Genomic DNA, 17,673 nt, shown 5'->3' on the forward strand with positions numbered 1-17,673 from the left:
TTTATATATTCTGCCCATATATCTATTTTCCTGCAAATATTATAAAGATCGCACTGCAATTCCCATAATTTTACTTGAACTCACAAAGCGCTCTTACTAATCTGCCGCATCTAGTTCTTAGCTCATCTAGATTATCTGCTGTTATGTCTTGAACTAAAGTTTCATCAATCCCTAATGTATAGGCCCCTGCTTCAAACCACTTCTCAATATTATCCTCTCTTACCCCTCCTGTAGGCATTAAATCCATATATGGAAATGGTCCCTTCAAAGCTTTTATAAATTCTGGGCCTAGTGATTCTCCTGGAAACACCTTTATGATGTCTGAGCCTAAGCTATATGCTTTAAATGCTTCCGTTGGAGTGGCAACCCCTAGTGAAAAAAATATTCCATGAGATTTACAGTACTTTCCCACATCCTCTACTATGCATGGAGATACAATAAAATCTGCTCCACTATTTAAGACTTGCTTTAATTGTATTTTGTCTACTATAGTTCCTGCCCCAATAAGAGTATTGGGATATTTGCGTTTAAGTCTGTCTATAAGTATTGGTGCTTCTTTGACTATACAAGTAACCTCAACTATATCTATACCTGAAGATATTATATTTTTACAAAGTACTTCAGCAAAATCTAAATCCTTTTCCCTTATTACTGTTACTATATTGTTTTTGAATCTATTTTTAATATCCCTTTTATCCATAATATCAGTCATCTCCTCCTTCATCTGTATAGATTCTGCGCCTTTATACAGATATATGAAGAACCAGCTTTAAATATGAAATGAAAAGCTTATAGATATGCTCCTCTTATATGTTAAATATCTAACCACTGTTAGTTATAATCATAAAAAGTATTTGCTTCTTTTCTTCCAATTAGACCTATTGTATTTAGCTTAAAATATACATATAATTAATTTTATATAGTCCTATCTTCTGATAAAAACAGGGCTAATTTAATTATAGTTTATTACATAGGAGGAAAACATGAAAAAATTCAAAGGACTTATTGGTACATTATTAATTGGTATTAGCTTACTTTCTTTAACTGGATGTGCTTCAAAAGAGGACAAGCTAATAAAGGCATTAGAGAAAACCAGCACTATCAAATCATTAAGCTATAAGGCTAATGCGGATTTTAAGTTTAGCGGCCAATCAGCTCAAGAAATGGGTGGATTTAGCGGATTTAACTTGGAGTTAACTGGCAAATCCGTTACAGAAGGAAAAACCTTAGCTAAGTCTCAAGCAAATATAAAAGTTGGAGTTATGGGTGTTAGTACTGATTTAGATTTAATTCAGCAGATATCACTAGATAAGAATAATACAGACATTAAAATGCTTTTAGAAGTACCTGAAATGTTAAAAGCTCAGGCTGGCTCTATGTTTCAAAATACTGACTATATTTATATTGACTCAAAGGGTCTTGATAAACTACAACAGATGGAAAAGGCACAAAATCCAGATGCAAAAACTTCAGAAAATATCGATATTAATAAAATTGGTGCAAATGCTGGAAATATACAAAAATCTTCATTTTTATTCTTAAAGGATTATACCAAAAAAGATGGTAAGGAATTGATAAAATACACAGGTAAGAATCCTGTAACAATTAATGGAGCTGAAGAAAAACTTGAGACTTATGAAATTAAGCTAAATAATGAAGGGCTTAAAAAGCTTTTAAAAGCTTATGTAAAAGATGAAAAAAGAGTTAAAGAACTTCAAGACTATTTTACAGCTTTAGCGCCTGAAGGTTCTAAAGAAAATGAAAAAATTAATGTTGAAGAATTAAATAAAGAAATTGATAAAATGGAAGACATATTTGGGAAAAATGGATTACTAATAAGCTTTGCCGTTAAAGATGGTTATATAGTTCAGCAAAAGATAAGTGCAAATCTTATATCCAATAAGGATGATATAAACTTTAACCTAAGTTATGATATATTTGATATCAATAAAAATATCGAAATAGTTTTTCCAAATAAAGAAGATGTAAAATCCATTGACTTGGTAGATTTAATGTCTATGTTTAATGGAGCAATAAAAGCTCCATTAACTGAAGGTCTTTAATTTATAAAAAATCTTAATGTTTAAAAGGAAGGCTGTAAGTGCAGCCTTCCTTTTAAACATTACTTCATTAATAACTATTAGTTTAAAATTTTAAATCACATATCTAAAGACCATAAAATAATGAAAGAAACTGCCTGCCATAACAAACAAATGAAATATTTCATGAAATCCAAATATATTAGATTTTATCCTTGGCCATTTTGTTGCATATATAACTGCACCTAAGGTATACGAAACACCACCAAGAAACAATAAAACAATTCCTCCTGCCAGCATGGTCTTTGAAAGAGCCGGAATTAGAAATACGGAAATCCATCCTATAAGTACATAAGACAAAGTAGATATCCATCTTGGTGCATTAAACCATACCATCTTAAATACAATACCCATGATAGCACAAGCCCAAATACCTATAAACATTGCCCATCTTAAAGTCCCGTGTAAGGCTATCAAGCATATAGGAGTATATGTTCCTGCTATTAAAACAAAGATCATAGAATGATCCAGTTTTCTTAAAAATTTTATCACTTTTTCTGAAGCCCTTACTAAATGGTATACAGTACTTGCTGTGTAAAGAAGTATTAAGCTTAATCCAAACATAGCTATAGCAACATAAGCCAATGGTTCAGGTTTTGGGACCGTACTTTCACGCCAAATAAGCAGTATCATTCCTACAAGAGAAATTACAGCTCCAATCAAATGAGTTAATCCACTTATGGGTTCTCTAAATTTTGTAAGCATATATCATCACTCCATTTTAATAATTTATTTAATAATTTATTTATCTATATATCTTATAGAGACAGTTTTGATTTTCTATAACCGTGTTATGTAGTTTTTAAAACCACTTCATATCATGCTATTATGATACCATAATTTTGAATAAATTATAACTACTATATGGAATGATTTTTCCCCATATTCTTAAGTATTCCCTAAGTTTTATAAATCATATCTGTTTTTTTCTTTAATTTGCTAGATTTATCTAACTTAGCATTTTACTCATCTTATAATATGGCTTTGTATACTTTATGTTGAAATACCAATATACATATGGTAACATTTTGTTAAATAACTACAATTAGAGGTGCTGTAAATGGAATTTGATATACATAAATTAGGTTCATTAATTGAAGAGATTTCTTCCTATGAAGATATTGAGCTTTCAGATATTCCAAACTTAGATTTGTACATGGATCAAGTTATCACTTTATTTGATAGCAAGTTGGCTCATTTAAGACGAAATGAAGAAGATAAGCTATTAACTAAAACTATGATAAATAATTACACTAAGGCTAAAATACTTATGCCTTCTACTAAAAAAAAGTACTCAAAAGATCATATTGTTTTGCTGATACTTATATATTATCTAAAGCAAAACCTATCTATAAGTGATATAAGTTTATTATTTAAAGACATGATTAAAACCGTGGAATCTACAAAGAATGAAAGCTTAGAAATCGAAAAGATATATCAGTGTTTTTTACATGTAAAAAAAGCTGATTCAAGTACTTTACAGGAGGATTTAAATAAAAAGATTGACTTAGTACTCCAGAATACAAAAGACTTACCACCTGAAAACCTAGAATTTTCACAAATGCTTATAACTGTTCTTACTCTTATAAACCAGGCAAACACATACAAAAGATTATCCGAAAAAATTATTGATGACTTCTTTACTAATTATGAATTTAAATAAAAATGGAAAAACCTACACAGTTAGAGTAAAATATTTATATTGTATATTGAATATACTAAAAATAAAATTATGGAATGGAGGATAATTTATGAGTTCACATAAAATTGATTATCAGATTTATGGAGACGATACCCAATTTGTTGAAATAGAACTTGATCCTAGGGAAACTGTGGTAGCTGAAGCTGGAAGCATGATGATGATGGATATGAGCATTCAAATGGAAACAATATTTGGAGATGGTTCATCACAGTCTTCAGGAGGATTTATGGATAAGCTCTTTGGAGCTGGAAAGAGAATCTTAACAGGTGAAAGCTTATTTATGACAGCCTTTACCAACGTAGGTTATGGTAAACAAAAGGTGAGCTTTGCAGCACCATACATTGGTAAAATACTTCCTATGGATTTAAGCATGCTTGGCGGAAAACTTATATGCCAAAAGGATTCTTTCCTATGTGCAGCAAAGGGAGTTTCTGTAGGCATAGATTTTAGAAAAAAATTAAGTGTTGGTTTCTTTGGCGGAGAAGGATTTATACTTCAAAAATTAGAAGGCGACGGCTTAGCATTTATCCACTCCTGTGGTGCACTAGTAAAAAAAGATTTACTTCCTGGTGAAACCTTAAGGGTAGATACTGGTTGTCTAGTTGCTATGACAAGAGATGTACGCTACGACATAGAATTTGTGGGCGGAATTAAAAACACTCTCTTTGGTGGTGAAGGAGTATTTTTTGCTACTGTATCAGGCCCTGGAAGTGTATGGATTCAATCACTTCCATTTAGCAGACTTGCAGAGCGTGTATTTGCAGCTTCCCCTCATACTGGTGGAAGAAAAGAAGAAGGAAGTATTTTAGGTGGTCTTGGCAACTTCTTTGATGGCGATAACTAAATAAACCTTTCTTTATTTTATAAAATTTAAAATATAAAAATAGCATAATAAAAACAAAATGAGAAAAGATATTTTTGAGGTGATAAAATTGAAAAAAAATTTCAAATTGTCTATAGCTTTAACTAACTTTATTATGCTATTTTCATTAACTTTATATGGCTGTGGTGGTGCCACAAGTAAAAATGAACAAAGTAAAAAAAATACTACTACAGAACAAAAGATTTCTAAAACGGAAGAAGCTCAAAATCAAACACCAGGAAATAGTGCAGTAGAAAGCAAAATATCCCCACAGACCCAAGGGCAAAACCAAGGAACAGCAAATGACTTACATGAAAGAGCTCAAAAGGTTGCTAATGCTGTTAAAGCTGTAGATGGCATAAAAGATGCAACAGTAGTGATAACTGAAAAGAGAGCTTTAGTAGGAGTTAACATAGGTAACAATGTAGAAGGTAATTTAACAGATAAAATAAAGAGCAGTGTTGAAACTAAAGTTAAAGCAACCGATAAGGAAATTGAAACAGTAGCAGTGTCTGCTGATCCAGACCTTTTCACTAGAATATCTAAGGTCGGTCAGGGCATACAAGCCGGCAAACCTCTATCAGAGTTTGGAAATGAAATTAAAGAAATTTTCAATAGAGTGGTTCCAAAATAAAAATTTCTTTAAAAATATTTTCTGATAAAGAATATAATAACCAGCAGCTGGTATACCTAGTTTCTGGTTATTTTCCCCCTAATCTACATATACATAGGCTTCAGCATTTGCACCTTCAAATTTAATTTCACTGCACTCATCTTTACTTTTATACTTCCATTCCATTTGATAAGCTTGAACTTTTAATCCCGTTGTAAGACCAAGACTATACCAATTATTTAAAACCGAATCTATGTATTTCATACTTCAAGCATTATGATATGCTGCTTCTTTGATTACCAAAATTATAGAATCACAGCTCATATCCTGACTCCAATCCTTAAGGCTTTTAAACTCTATAGGAGTTACTGGGTGAATATTGCTATTAAATCTTTTGTTTCCTTACAATATTCTATTTTCCTATAGTCAATAAACCTCTTTAGCAGCTTGCTCACAGTTTCACTATTATAACCTGTCTCATATTCAATAGTTCTTTTAGGAAGTTCAAAAATTCCACACTGTTTAGTATTAGTACATTGAAGCAAGTACACATAGAAAAACTTCTCCTCAGGTGTCAAATCCATAACAAAAGCATCTCCCCCAAAAAGATAATTGTAATTGTCTATATAGTGCCATAAGTAATCCACCTCCAAAAAACTTCTACCTATAAGTTTAATATGCAGAAATATTAGATTTGTTGTAAAAAGTTGAAATTTTTTTCACAAAAAATAAAACAGAGCAAATTTCTTTGCTCTGCTTATAAACATTATTTATGCTCTTACATCAAGGTGCTGTCCTCTATTTAGATCTACAGCTGCACTTTGTAACATTTCAGTCATTTGTGCTGCATTTTCTTTTCCTGTATTCATGGCAAGTTTCATTACAGCGAGACTTGCTGCATCTTGAACCTTTGATTGACTCATTGCAACAGATAATCCTGCTATATCCATTTAATCTCCTCCATTTCTAATTAGCTCAGCCATCTATTAAGTACCGAATTTACATTTTCATTACTTTGACGTGCTGATACCAACATAGATTGATTGCTGTTTATAAGTACGTTATCCTTAACTGACTTCATAACAGCTGTTGCCATGTTTATATCTTCAATTTGAGAAATAGCTGAAGTTATATTTAACTTTGCATTATTTGCATCGTTAAATGCAGATTGAAGATTGTTAGAGTGCATGCCTAAGGTAGCCCTGTTCAATATAAGTTTACTTAAAGCTTCCTCAACTTTTGTAATTGACTCACTAGAGCTTGACATACTACTTAATGAAGCAGTGTCTAGCCCTAATGCACTTGCAGATGTATTAACTAAGGTTAAGTCATAAAAAACATCTGGATTATCTTTAATTTTAATGGATAAACTTTTATCCTCATTTAAAAGTTTAATTCCATTGAACTCAGTTTCATTTGCTATGGAATCTATGCTTTTACTAAGCTGACTAAATTCCTTATCTAATGCACTTCTATCTTCATTTGTCAAAGTTCCATTAGAAGCTTGGATAGAAACTTCTTTCATTCTATGAAGTGTCTTTGTTATTTCTTCCATAGCACCATCAGCTACTTGAATTAAGGAAATCCCGTCCTGTATATTTCTTTCAGCCACATCTAATCCTCTTACCTTGGATTTAAAGCTTTCGCTTATTGAAAGTCCAGCTGCATCATCTGCTGCTTTATTAATTCTTTTTCCTGAAGATAGCTTTTCAGTAGTATCATTTTTAGCTGTTTTATTAATAGTAACCTTACCATAGGAATTTAAAAGCAATCGATTATTTTGAATAAACACAATCTCACCTCCTTATTGTAACATAATTCCTATTTATCCAACTATCCCTTTAATTATCGTGATTTTGGGGAAAAGCTTTAAATTTAATGTTAAATAAGGAGATTTTATAACTATTCTTTTCTTAAAAGTTCAAGCACTCCATTAGGTAAATTATTTGCTTGCTTTAGCATTGCCGATGATGCCTCTTGCATTATAGAAGTCTTACTTAAATTTATAGTTTCCTTTGCCATATCTGTATCTAGAATTCTTGAATTTGCAGCTTCTAAATTTAAGCTATAGTTTGTTACATTATTATTAATGTGTTCTAAAGCATTTACATAAGAACCATATTTAGCTCTTCTACCAGAAATTAAAGCTATTGTATTATCTATATTAGATAATGCCTTTTGTATCTCTTCAATAGGATCAACTTGTACATCACTTAATCCTATCTTAAAAGTTCTTGTATCATATAGCTCTACTTTAAATACTTCCTTAGAATTAGCACCTACTTGCAGGGTAATAATTGGCATATCTTCACTATCATATTCAGCTCCAGCTTCTATCATTATCTTTCCTGCAAGAGCATCCAATTGTGTTCCAAAGTTGCCGCTTATATCTAAATAATCTCCACCAGTTGGATCAGATAGTCTTTTTAGCTGAGTATTTGTTTCTCCATACGTATTACTCACAACTGTAAGTTTAATACCCTTGCTTTTTAAATCATTTGCTACTCCATCAATATCGAATGTTGATAAATTATCTCCGCCATCTAAGTCTGCATTATTATCATGTACTGGCGCATCAGTAACTAGTATAAAATGTTTAGGTGCTTCATCTCTAAAACTGAAAGTAATTGCTCCATTAGTTGGGTCTGCAATACCCTCAAGGCCTGATTCATAGTAATCCCCACCACCGTATACACTAATACTGTTTAAATTGGCTTTAAATGTATTTAAATCATCAGTGAATTCCTTTTTTATAACAGGCTCTCCTGAATTTACTTCTCCATAAGTGACAAGGCCTAATTTTACATCTACACCATTTGAGTTCAATCTATTTACAAATCCATCTATGTTGGACTTTACCTTCTCTATAGCACCGCCCATGCTTCCTGTTCTATCTATAATAAATACAATATCTGCATTCCCTGGTGTCCACTTAGCAGGCTCTTTTATTGATGGCGGACTTAAAGGTTTGACTCCATTGAATTCAGTATAATTTGCTATGTCATCAATATTCTTCTTTATTTCATCTATTTCCTGCTGAATTATATCTCTATCATCTTTAGTTAAGGTTTCATTACCTGCTTGTACTACAAGTTCCCTCATCCTTTGTAAATTTGGATTTTCTATCTCTCCTAATGCACCTTCTGCAGTTCTCAGGAAAGAAATCCCATCCTGAATATTTCTTTCAGCCTGCTGCAGCCCTCTAATTTGTGCCTTCATCTTTTCAGATATTGTTAGTCCTGCAGCATTGTCCCCAGCTCTATTTATGGACAGTCCTGTTGAAAGTTTTTCCATAGACTTTGCTGTGGTTAAATTATTATTTTTTGATCTATTATAAGCATTCATAGCAGATAAATTATGATTTACAATCATTTATATCTCTCCTCTTTAGTTCATATTACAAGTACAATTAAAGCATTGAATTTTTACATTACTTTATCGAGAGAATTTTTAGAGAATGTATAGAATGAAAAATTTTATTTCTTTAAAATTCATATTAAAAAAACTACATATTTTACTATGCAGCTCTTTTTTGATGTTTACTCCATCACAAACCAATCTTATAATAGATCTTGTAAATTTATTTCTATAGTTCCTCTTATTTTAGCTCCTTTACTTGAGTTAATAAATTTTACATTCTTATTTTTTTCTATAAGTCTTTCTATTCCTTTTTTGAACTCTAGCATACCAGAAGTTGTATGTAAATAGGTTCCATCTACCCCTAACACCTTTTGATAAGAATTGCTTTTTTTGATATTTTCATTATCTCCAGCATGAAATTTATCATCAACAAAAGCCATATCTTGCCCACATAAAATTACTTTATCTGCCCCAGCCTTTATCGCTAAATCTATAGTAGGAATAGCTACAGTCTTTCCTGTTTCTACCACAATATTTTCTTTGTTGTAATTACACTCTTTATTAAAAAACATATATTTAGGCCCTTTATAAGCTTCCACTGCCCATCTTGAACCTGTAGATAAAAAACAAAGCGGAATATCTAAATTTTCATAACCTTTTATCTGATCATAAACTACCTCTCCTGCATCTAATATAGTAATTGCATCTGGCTTTATTCCATTTTTCATTAAAATATCTAATGTTCTTCCTACTGCAAATACTTTAATATATTCCCTTTTTTCTTTAATTATATTTAAATCCTTTGCCAATGAAGGTCCTGCTGATGCAATTACTATAGGCCTATTTTCTAATTTAAAATTTTTTAGAAATTCTCCTATAGTTTCATAGTTATTTTTTATATTTATTTCTTCATTTTCCTTTCAAATCTTTTACTCTTGTCGGTTAGTTTATTAACAATTAATCAGATATTGTACATTTGAAATATCATAATATGTTATACGTTTAACTTACTATTAGCTTTGATAATTTCACATACCTTTTTTATTTCATTATCAGTTAATCCTACAGAACTTGGAAGACTGATTCCTTTTATCGCAATTTCACTTGTGATTTTCATATCACCATGTCTGCATTCTATGTATGGGGGCATATTATGCACAGACATAAAAAACGGTCTGCATTCTATTCCATTATCTAATAACTTTTGAATTAATTCATCTCTACTTATTCCATAATCATCTTCTATTAAAATTGAATATATCCAATATACGTTTTTGCACCATTCCTTTTCTATTGGTAAAGTTACTCCACGCACATCTTTTAATAACTTATCATAAAGTTTTGCATGTTCTCTTTTAGCTTTAATATATTCATCAATTTTTTCAAGTTGAGCACAACCCATAGCAGCTAGAATATTGGGCATTCTAAAATTATATCCCACCTCTGGATGATAAAAAGCCTTATTATCAGTTATAACTTTTGTTTGAGTTGACAAAAATTTAGCTTTATCTCCTAACTTTTCATCATTAGTAGCGAGCATTCCTCCCGCTCCCGTAGTTATAAGTTTATTCCCATTAAAACTAAAGCATCCTATATGTCCAATGGTACCAACAGACTTCCCTTTATATAATGATCCTAAACCTTCAGTAGCATCCTCTATAACATATAAATTGTATTTATTAGCTATTTCCATGACTTGATTCATATCAACTGAGTGTCCATAAATATGTACAGGCATTATAGCCTTTGTTTTTGAAGTTAAAAGTTGTTCTAATTTTTCAGTGTCCATAACATAAGTATCTCTGCATACATCTACAAACACTGGCTCTGCACCCACGTATTTTATAGTATTAACCGGCGATATAAAAGTCATAGATGGTACTATAACCTCATCGCCCTGTCCGATTCCTACAGCCCGTAAGGCTAGTTCTAAAGCAGCTGTTCCATTCATTGTTACTACAGCACTCTTTACATTTACATATTTAGAAAATTCGTCCTCAAATTTATCTACATAAGAACCAGCTGATGAAACCCAGTTTGTATCTAAGCATTCTTTAATATACTTCCACTCATTACCTTTTATTTCCGGAACGCACAATGGTATCATATTTATCAACTCCAAATTCTAAAATATTATTATATAATAAAGTTTACTATGAATATTATCACACAAAAATATAGAATTAATATTAACTTCTATATATATAAATTCCATTACTATTAATTAAATAAGCTAAATATAGATAAGTTGAATTATTTACATTTTAAATGTCATTTTTTTAACACTTAAATATTATAGATATCTGCTTTAAAATATTTTATATTACTTTTTATCCAATCAATAGTTTCCTTTAATCCTTCATCTAAACTATATTGTGGAACCCATTCTGTTAGTTCTCTAATTTTAGAATTATTAGCCCATAATCTATTTACTTCACTCTTTTTGGGTCTTATTCTATCCTCATCGCAAAGTATTTTTACATCTTTTCCTATAATATCTATGATCTTTTTTACCGTATCTCCTATAGATATTTCATAATTTGATCCTGCATTTATAACTTGTCCAATGGTTTTATCGCTTTCTGCAATTTTAATAAAAGCTTCTGCAGTATCTTTCACATAGTTGAAATCTCTTGTTGGCGTTAGACTTCCAAGCTTAATTTCAGTTTTACCTGATAATATTTGAGATATTATAGTTGGTATAACTGCTCTTGCAGATTGTCTAGGTCCATATGTGTTAAAAGGTCTTATTGTTGCTACAGGTAAATTAAAGCTTTTGTAATAACTTTCTGCTATTTTATCTGCTCCTATTTTAGATGCAGAGTAAGGAGATTGTCCCTGCATAGGATGCTTCTCATCAATAGGTACATATAAAGCTGTACCATAGGTTTCAGAAGTTGATGTATGTATAACCTTTTGTACATCGTAATCTCTGCAAGCTTCTAATACATTGGAAGTTCCTTCCACATTAGTTCTTATATAAGCCATAGGAGATAAATAAGAATACGGAATAGCAATTAGAGCTGCCAAATGAAATACTACATCTTGGCCTTTTATAATTCTTTTCATTCCATCATATTCTCTTATGTCACCTGTTACAACATTGATACCGTCCTTTATATTCTTATTAAGAGTGTCTATCCAACCCCAATTATTAAATGAATTGTATTGAACAAGTGATGTTACACCCGCTCCAAGCTCTACAAGTCTTTCTGTAAGATGACTTCCTATAAAGCCTTCTGAACCAGTAACAAGTACTTTTTTTCCTCTTAAATTCATAATTTTTACTCCTTTTGAATCTATTTTATACACTGTGATTAATTCTTATTATTTTAGCAGGAACTCCAACTGCTAAAGAATTACTATTTATATCGTTAATTACTACTGCACCTGCTCCAATGGTAACATTATTCCCTAAATTTACTCCTTGTATAATAGAGCTTCCTATTCCTATATGAGTATTAAATCCAATATTAACTCCTCCTGCTATGGATACATTAGGAGATATATGTGTGTTGTCTCCTACTTTGCAGTCATGCTCTATTAGACTTCCAGTATTTATTATGCAATTTTTACCTATACATGTACCTGAATTTATTATGGCGCCAGGCATTATACAGGTTCCTTCTTCTATATATACAAATTCAGAAATTATCGAATTTTTATGTACTAAAACAGGAAGCTTAAACCCTATATTTTTTAAACTTTTATATATTATACTTCTTAGGTTATTATTATTTAATGAACCTACACATATAAATGCATTATCAACTCCATCATCATATATTTGTTTTAGTTTACTATCATCACCTATTATAGGAATATCTAATATATTATTTAATTCTGGATTTTTATCAGTAATTCCTACTATTTCAAATTCATTTTGAGACTTTATAATATCTATTATTACTTTACAATGCCCTCCAGCACCTACTAAAATTATTTTTTTCATAAATGTATCATCCTTATTTCTTTCTCTATATAACATTAACAAAATATATTTATACTATAGCTACATTAGCATCTTCTTGAGTCTTTAAATAATCTTCCATTCTGCCAACATCAACCCAGCTTTCATTAAATTTATAAACAAATATATCTTTAAACTCTTTCCTAACATTGTTCCATAAATCAGGCATGTCTAAACTTTCATTGTCATTTATTAAATTCATAATACTAGCTTCACAAATATAAACACCTGCATTTATTAGATAGTTAAGTTGTGGCTTTTCTGTAAAACTATCTAACAAATTGTTGTTTTTTATATTCATTACACCATATGGTACTTGAATTGAGTAATCTTTTACACCGATAGTAAATACACTGTGCTTAGCTATGTGGAAATTTAACATTTTTTCTATATTTATATCTGTATACAAATCCCCATTCATAATAATAAAAGTATCATCTATATATTTTTTTAATTTTCCTATCGGGCCTGCAGTTCCAAGTTTATTTTCTTCTTCAATATAAATTATATTTACTCCCAATTTTTTGCCATCTTGAAAATAAGCCTTTATCAGTTCTTTTTTATAATTTACAGATAAATATATGTTACTTATCCCAAACTTTTTTAAATGAGTTATTATTAATTCTAATATTGGTTTTTCACCTATAGGTAATAGAGGTTTAGGTATAGCATAGGTAAGGGGTCTTAACCTTGTGCCCAATCCCCCGGCTAAAATTAAAGCACTATTCATTTTACTTCTTCTCCTTATATATGGAATAAAGCTCAACTAACTCCTCAAGCCCCTTGTAAATGTCAAATTCATTATGAAAATTAAACTCATTTTTAACTTTAGTGTTATCTACTGTAACATTATCATAGTCAGCTGATATTCTGATTTTTTCGGGGCTGAATATAAGTCTTTTTTTTATACCTGTTATATTTTCTAAAATACTTATTACTTCTTTTATACTATAGCTTTGTCCACTACCAAAATTATATATAGTTTCTACATTGCCAAACTCTTTATCCATAATTAGATCTAGAAATCTAATGAAATCCTTTATATAAATATAATCTCTTTTTTTTCTTGTATCTCCAATAAAGATTTTATCATCTTCATTTAAAAATTGTTCAATTAACGATGTAATAATATAATTTTTCTTTTGATAAATACCATAAACATTAAATAATCTCATTACAACTAAATTCTTTTCTGTCTCTTTACATGCAACAGAAATCATATTTTCATATGTAAGGAATAAAGAAGATACATAGTCTTGAGGCTTAATTTCATCATTTTCGTTATATAATCCATCTTCTTTTTCTGCATAAACCCCATATGAAGATATAAAAATTACCTTAGTTAATTTCTTTGATTTTCTTATCAAATAAATTATGTTATTGAGAATTTCATAATAGATTTTAAAATCAGGAAAATCATAGTTCATATAAGTTTTATCTATGCTAATAATTAAAGTATCATAATACAGAAATTCATTAAAATTATTTATGAATCTTAAATCCATTAAAATATTATATGTTAAATGTTTTATACAATATTTTAATGATAATTTATCCATATTATTTTTTATGTAGGTTTCTAATCCTACGGATAGAGTTTTCAACTTGTTATCCCCTTTCAGTTAATTCATTATATATATCAAACCATTTCTCAGTATTTTTATCCCAAGAAGATAATTTCCATATCTTTAAATGATTTAGTTCATTTTGATTCATTAATTCATCTAGATTATTTACAGCATAAGTAATCTTTTCGTTTATTTCCTGTATTTTATTCACTTCGATGTATCTTATATTCTTTTCTCTTAATACCCTGTAGGGAAGCCAGCTGCCTGTTATAACAATTCCTCCACAATACAAAGTTTCCTGCATTGAACCACTTAACTGATCCGATATAGGCACATGTATCATTATCTCTGATATAATTCTTAATTTTGCTACTTCTTCATTAGACATATATGTATCAAACACTTTATAATTAAGATTAGTATCCTCAAGCATTGCTTTTAATTTATTACTATAACTTTTATCACCATAAGTCATAGGGAAAACAAAAAACAGTTTGCTTAATAAATCACTATCAAGTTTTATTAAATTTTCTATAATCTCCACATGATTATGAGCAGGAGTTGAACTATATCCACAAACAACTACAATTTTGTTTTTAGGTATGTGTAATTCGTGTTTTATTATATCTACATCTATTTTACTATCTTTGATATTTTTTATTTCATTCAAAGGTGCTAATCCAAACCGTACAAATTTAATCTTTTTTAAATATTTATTTTTATTTAAGCTATTAAATTTTTCTCCCATTTCTTCATTACAAAACGTAATACAGTTTGCCTCATTTAATATAATTTTCTGTTCTTTTCTTTCAACTTCATTAATCCTATAAAAATCACTTCCCCAAAAAGAACAAATTAGATTATTAGATATTTTTTTTAATTTTTTCGCAACTGTATTATAGAAAGATGACACAAAATGTATATTAACAATGTCAAACTTTTTCATACTTTCTAAACACTTTTCTAGCTGTTGTAGCTTATCATAGACATATACATTCTTTATAATTCCTTTGCTGTGCAATCCTAAATAATTGCTATCCATAGTTAACATTTCAAATTCAATATTATAATTTTTATATAAGTTTTCAATCAATTCTACGGAAAATATAGAATAAAAATGACAAACAATTAAAACTCTAATTGGAGAAATCTTTTTGGAGACCTGTCTATTATCTATGTTATAGGCTTCAATAATCTCATTTTTTATTGCCAATTTGTTCTCCTCACTTTTGATTCTATTATATGATATACATAAATATCTTAAATAGTCTTTATTGTTATTTAATTTATTAATATAAGCCAAGTTATAGTATAAGTCTCCAAAATTAGGATCAGTATTTATCCCATTTTTTATTATTTGTTCAGCTTTATCAAATCGATCTTCCATAATTGCTATAACGGCTTCCATTGAAAAGACATCTATGTCATTTAGAACTATTTTTTTGTAATCTTGGATTATAACCTTGGCATCCTCTAATCTATTATTTTCTATCAATGCTTTTATTGTATTCTTAACCTCAATCTTATATTGTTCAAATTCATTATTCTTCTTATTAATTTCATTTTCTACATCTTTGCTTAACATTTCAATATAATCTTTTAAATACGGACACACAAGCAAGGTTTTTCTTAAATATTTTACATATTCTTTAAAGTTTGATTGTTTGAATTTTTCTGCTTTATGCATTAATATAAAAAAACCACTTTCTTCGTCCACATTATAAATCATTTCATCTTCAATAATTTCAGTTCTATAAATCTTATCTATATATTCAATACCTATTTTTAAATAGAGGTAAAATATTTCTTTTAAAGGCTTTGTATCTTCATTAAAAATCAATATACTTTTTAATAAATTTTTTGTAATTCTCAGTGTATCTAAATTATAATCATCTAAATTTTTGCTATCGCTTAAACATTCTTTAATAATTTCAGGTAGATTTTTAGACTTTACATAACAGTATTTTAAAAATCTCTCTATATTTTTTTCAGAGATATGAGACAATATATTGTAAATATTTTCCTTTTTATTAAGAATAAAATAAATCAAATTTCCAAAATAATCTGGCGCTTGATTTATATCAATTTTATTAATTAAACTTAACATTACATCATATAACTTTTCACTATTATAATTGTTACTTTCCAGCATTATTTTATTATATATGCCATATTGATCATTAATTTCACTAAAAACACTTCTTATTCTTATCTGCTTTTGTTGATCAAAATTTTTCATCTCATTTTCTATAATTTCACTAAGTGCTATCCTATTATTTAAGTCCATGCTGTTGTAAAAATTCATTAATTCCAAATCTATCTCCATATATTGAATTAATAAACCATAGCAGTATATTTTTTTGCTTTCATTTTTTATATAATGAATGCAATCTTTTGCTTTTATATAATCACCAATATCAAAATAATTTAAAAACAAATTAAGATATGCACTTTCTAATGATGCTTCGTCAATATTATAAAAACTTATTGTTAAATCCTTTGATATCTCAAGATTTTCAAAGTTCTCAATTAAATTTATGTAAGTAGTTAAATTTGATATAGAGTCTTCATAACGTCCTGTTACTCTTTGCGTCGCTGCTAAAATATAATATAAATCGACAAAGTCGTTTCTTAAGTTTATACCTTCATTGCATACAGCAATAACATCATCATACATTTTATTTAGTGATGCACTTCTTGCAAAGGAGCTATAAATATAAATTCTTTTCTGCTTATACTCATATGGTTTATCTTTTATCATATTGTATGCCCTTTTAAATTCTATATAGGCTTCCTTCTTATCTCCATGCATATCATAAGTTACTCCAAGCTGAAATTGATAATAATCATTATTGGGATTTTGAGATAGTTCCTTTTCTAAAATTGATTTTGTTCTAATAAACTTTTTTTCCATAAGTTCTTTATCATCTAGTATGTATCCATAATGATTTAAAACAATATTGGTAGTTTTTACTGGAGTTTTAAAGAGAGGCTGATTATGAACTGAACCTAAGTATTTAAATTCGCCATCATTTTTGAATAATCTTGGTGAAGGATTCATTGCTGCTACATCTTCTCTACTTAAATTATTAAAATTTCTAATTTGAAATATTATAGTATTGTATGAATTTATATCCTTTGTTTTAACTAATCTAATTAGTTCATCTGCATTAATCAATTCTTCATCAGCATCAATTATAAATATCCATTCCCCTTTTGCATAGGATATTGTTTTGTTTCTCATCTTAGAAAAATCATTATTCCATTTATGAAAATATATTTTATCCGTATAACTTTCTGCTATAAATACAGTATTATCTTTAGACCCAGTATCAACTATAATAAGTTCAGCAATTCCGAGTTCTGTTAAAGGTTTTAATTTATCTAGGCATCTTATCAAATTCTTTTCTTCGTCTTTTACCATCATACATATACTCATTTTATATTCATATTTCAACATAGTCACCCCTATAATTTTGTACTTATGATATAAAAAGAG

17 protein-coding genes and 1 pseudogene are annotated in these 17,673 nt (G+C 29.2%); 4 read left to right on the forward strand and 14 right to left on the reverse strand.

The window, feature by feature from the left end:
- Window positions 1-70 precede the first annotated feature (70 nt).
- The gene (locus JOC70_RS04440) at window positions 71-700 is read right to left on the reverse strand and encodes a bifunctional 4-hydroxy-2-oxoglutarate aldolase/2-dehydro-3-deoxy-phosphogluconate aldolase (protein ID WP_204597671.1); all 630 of its coding nucleotides are present in this window, start codon (window positions 698-700) and stop codon (window positions 71-73) included.
- A 283-nt stretch (window positions 701-983) separates the two neighbouring features.
- Between JOC70_RS04440 and JOC70_RS04445 the strand changes: the two genes are divergently transcribed.
- Complete coding sequence (locus JOC70_RS04445; RefSeq protein WP_204597672.1) at window positions 984-2,063, forward strand: hypothetical protein; 1,080 nt, start codon at window positions 984-986, stop codon at window positions 2,061-2,063.
- A 90-nt stretch (window positions 2,064-2,153) separates the two neighbouring features.
- On the opposite strand, the gene trhA is transcribed toward JOC70_RS04445, so the two are convergent.
- Entirely contained in the window at window positions 2,154-2,804 is a 651-nt protein-coding gene (trhA, locus tag JOC70_RS04450) for a PAQR family membrane homeostasis protein TrhA (protein WP_204597673.1), read from the reverse strand.
- Between the two features lie 355 nt (window positions 2,805-3,159).
- Between trhA and JOC70_RS04455 the strand changes: the two genes are divergently transcribed.
- The 3 genes from JOC70_RS04455 (at window position 3,160) to JOC70_RS04465 (ending at window position 5,297) form a co-directional block, all read left to right on the forward strand.
- A complete protein-coding gene (locus JOC70_RS04455; RefSeq protein WP_204597674.1) occupies window positions 3,160-3,762 on the forward strand; it encodes a DUF1836 domain-containing protein in 603 nt (200 codons plus the stop codon).
- A gap of 88 nt (window positions 3,763-3,850) precedes the next feature.
- Complete coding sequence (locus tag JOC70_RS04460; protein WP_204597675.1) at window positions 3,851-4,645, forward strand: TIGR00266 family protein; 795 nt, start codon at window positions 3,851-3,853, stop codon at window positions 4,643-4,645.
- A gap of 79 nt (window positions 4,646-4,724) precedes the next feature.
- On the forward strand, window positions 4,725-5,297 hold the full coding sequence (locus JOC70_RS04465) for a YhcN/YlaJ family sporulation lipoprotein (protein ID WP_423880664.1): 573 nt from the start codon (window positions 4,725-4,727) through the stop codon (window positions 5,295-5,297).
- Window positions 5,298-5,375: 78 nt separating this feature from the next.
- Here the strand turns inward: JOC70_RS04465 and JOC70_RS19665 are convergent.
- From JOC70_RS19665 to JOC70_RS04525, 12 genes and pseudogenes are all read right to left on the reverse strand, one after another.
- A pseudogene (locus JOC70_RS19665) lies at window positions 5,376-5,654 on the reverse strand (DnaD domain-containing protein).
- Window positions 5,642-5,860, reverse strand: coding sequence for a hypothetical protein (locus JOC70_RS04475; protein WP_204597677.1), 219 nt, complete (start codon window positions 5,858-5,860; stop codon window positions 5,642-5,644). The pseudogene JOC70_RS19665 and the gene JOC70_RS04475 overlap by 13 nt, the downstream one beginning before the upstream one ends.
- 186 nt (window positions 5,861-6,046) lie before the next feature.
- Window positions 6,047-6,226 carry a YjfB family protein gene (locus JOC70_RS04480; RefSeq protein ID WP_204597678.1) on the reverse strand — a complete coding sequence of 60 codons (180 nt, stop codon included), beginning with the start codon at window positions 6,224-6,226 and terminating at the stop codon, window positions 6,047-6,049.
- A gap of 20 nt (window positions 6,227-6,246) precedes the next feature.
- On the reverse strand, window positions 6,247-7,068 hold the full coding sequence (locus JOC70_RS19490; protein WP_204597679.1) for a flagellin N-terminal helical domain-containing protein: 822 nt from the start codon (window positions 7,066-7,068) through the stop codon (window positions 6,247-6,249).
- A gap of 110 nt (window positions 7,069-7,178) precedes the next feature.
- The gene (locus JOC70_RS04490; protein ID WP_204597680.1) at window positions 7,179-8,648 is read right to left on the reverse strand and encodes a flagellin N-terminal helical domain-containing protein; all 1,470 of its coding nucleotides are present in this window, start codon (window positions 8,646-8,648) and stop codon (window positions 7,179-7,181) included.
- 188 nt (window positions 8,649-8,836) lie between these two features.
- Window positions 8,837-9,541 (reverse strand): motility associated factor glycosyltransferase family protein, encoded by a 705-nt coding sequence (locus JOC70_RS04495; RefSeq protein ID WP_341534859.1) that lies wholly within the window; start codon window positions 9,539-9,541, stop codon window positions 8,837-8,839.
- Between the two features lie 89 nt (window positions 9,542-9,630).
- A complete protein-coding gene (locus JOC70_RS04500; RefSeq protein WP_204597681.1) occupies window positions 9,631-10,743 on the reverse strand; it encodes a LegC family aminotransferase in 1,113 nt (370 codons plus the stop codon).
- Between the two features lie 179 nt (window positions 10,744-10,922).
- Window positions 10,923-11,915 (reverse strand): NAD-dependent 4,6-dehydratase LegB, encoded by a 993-nt coding sequence (locus tag JOC70_RS04505; protein WP_204597682.1) that lies wholly within the window; start codon window positions 11,913-11,915, stop codon window positions 10,923-10,925.
- 25 nt (window positions 11,916-11,940) lie between these two features.
- On the reverse strand, window positions 11,941-12,588 hold the full coding sequence (locus tag JOC70_RS04510) for an acetyltransferase (RefSeq protein ID WP_204597683.1): 648 nt from the start codon (window positions 12,586-12,588) through the stop codon (window positions 11,941-11,943).
- A 49-nt stretch (window positions 12,589-12,637) separates the two neighbouring features.
- On the reverse strand, window positions 12,638-13,336 hold the full coding sequence (locus JOC70_RS04515; protein ID WP_204597684.1) for a nucleotidyltransferase family protein: 699 nt from the start codon (window positions 13,334-13,336) through the stop codon (window positions 12,638-12,640).
- A 1-nt stretch (window position 13,337) separates the two neighbouring features.
- Window positions 13,338-14,210 carry an NAD-dependent epimerase/dehydratase family protein gene (locus tag JOC70_RS04520; RefSeq protein ID WP_204597685.1) on the reverse strand — a complete coding sequence of 291 codons (873 nt, stop codon included), beginning with the start codon at window positions 14,208-14,210 and terminating at the stop codon, window positions 13,338-13,340.
- Between the two features lie 4 nt (window positions 14,211-14,214).
- Window positions 14,215-17,634, reverse strand: coding sequence for a glycosyltransferase (locus JOC70_RS04525; protein WP_204597686.1), 3,420 nt, complete (start codon window positions 17,632-17,634; stop codon window positions 14,215-14,217).
- Between the last annotated feature and the right edge of the window lie 39 nt (window positions 17,635-17,673).

Source organism: Clostridium pascui (assembly GCF_016908015.1).
Taxonomy (GTDB): Bacteria; Bacillota; Clostridia; order Clostridiales; family Clostridiaceae; genus Clostridium_AK; species Clostridium_AK pascui.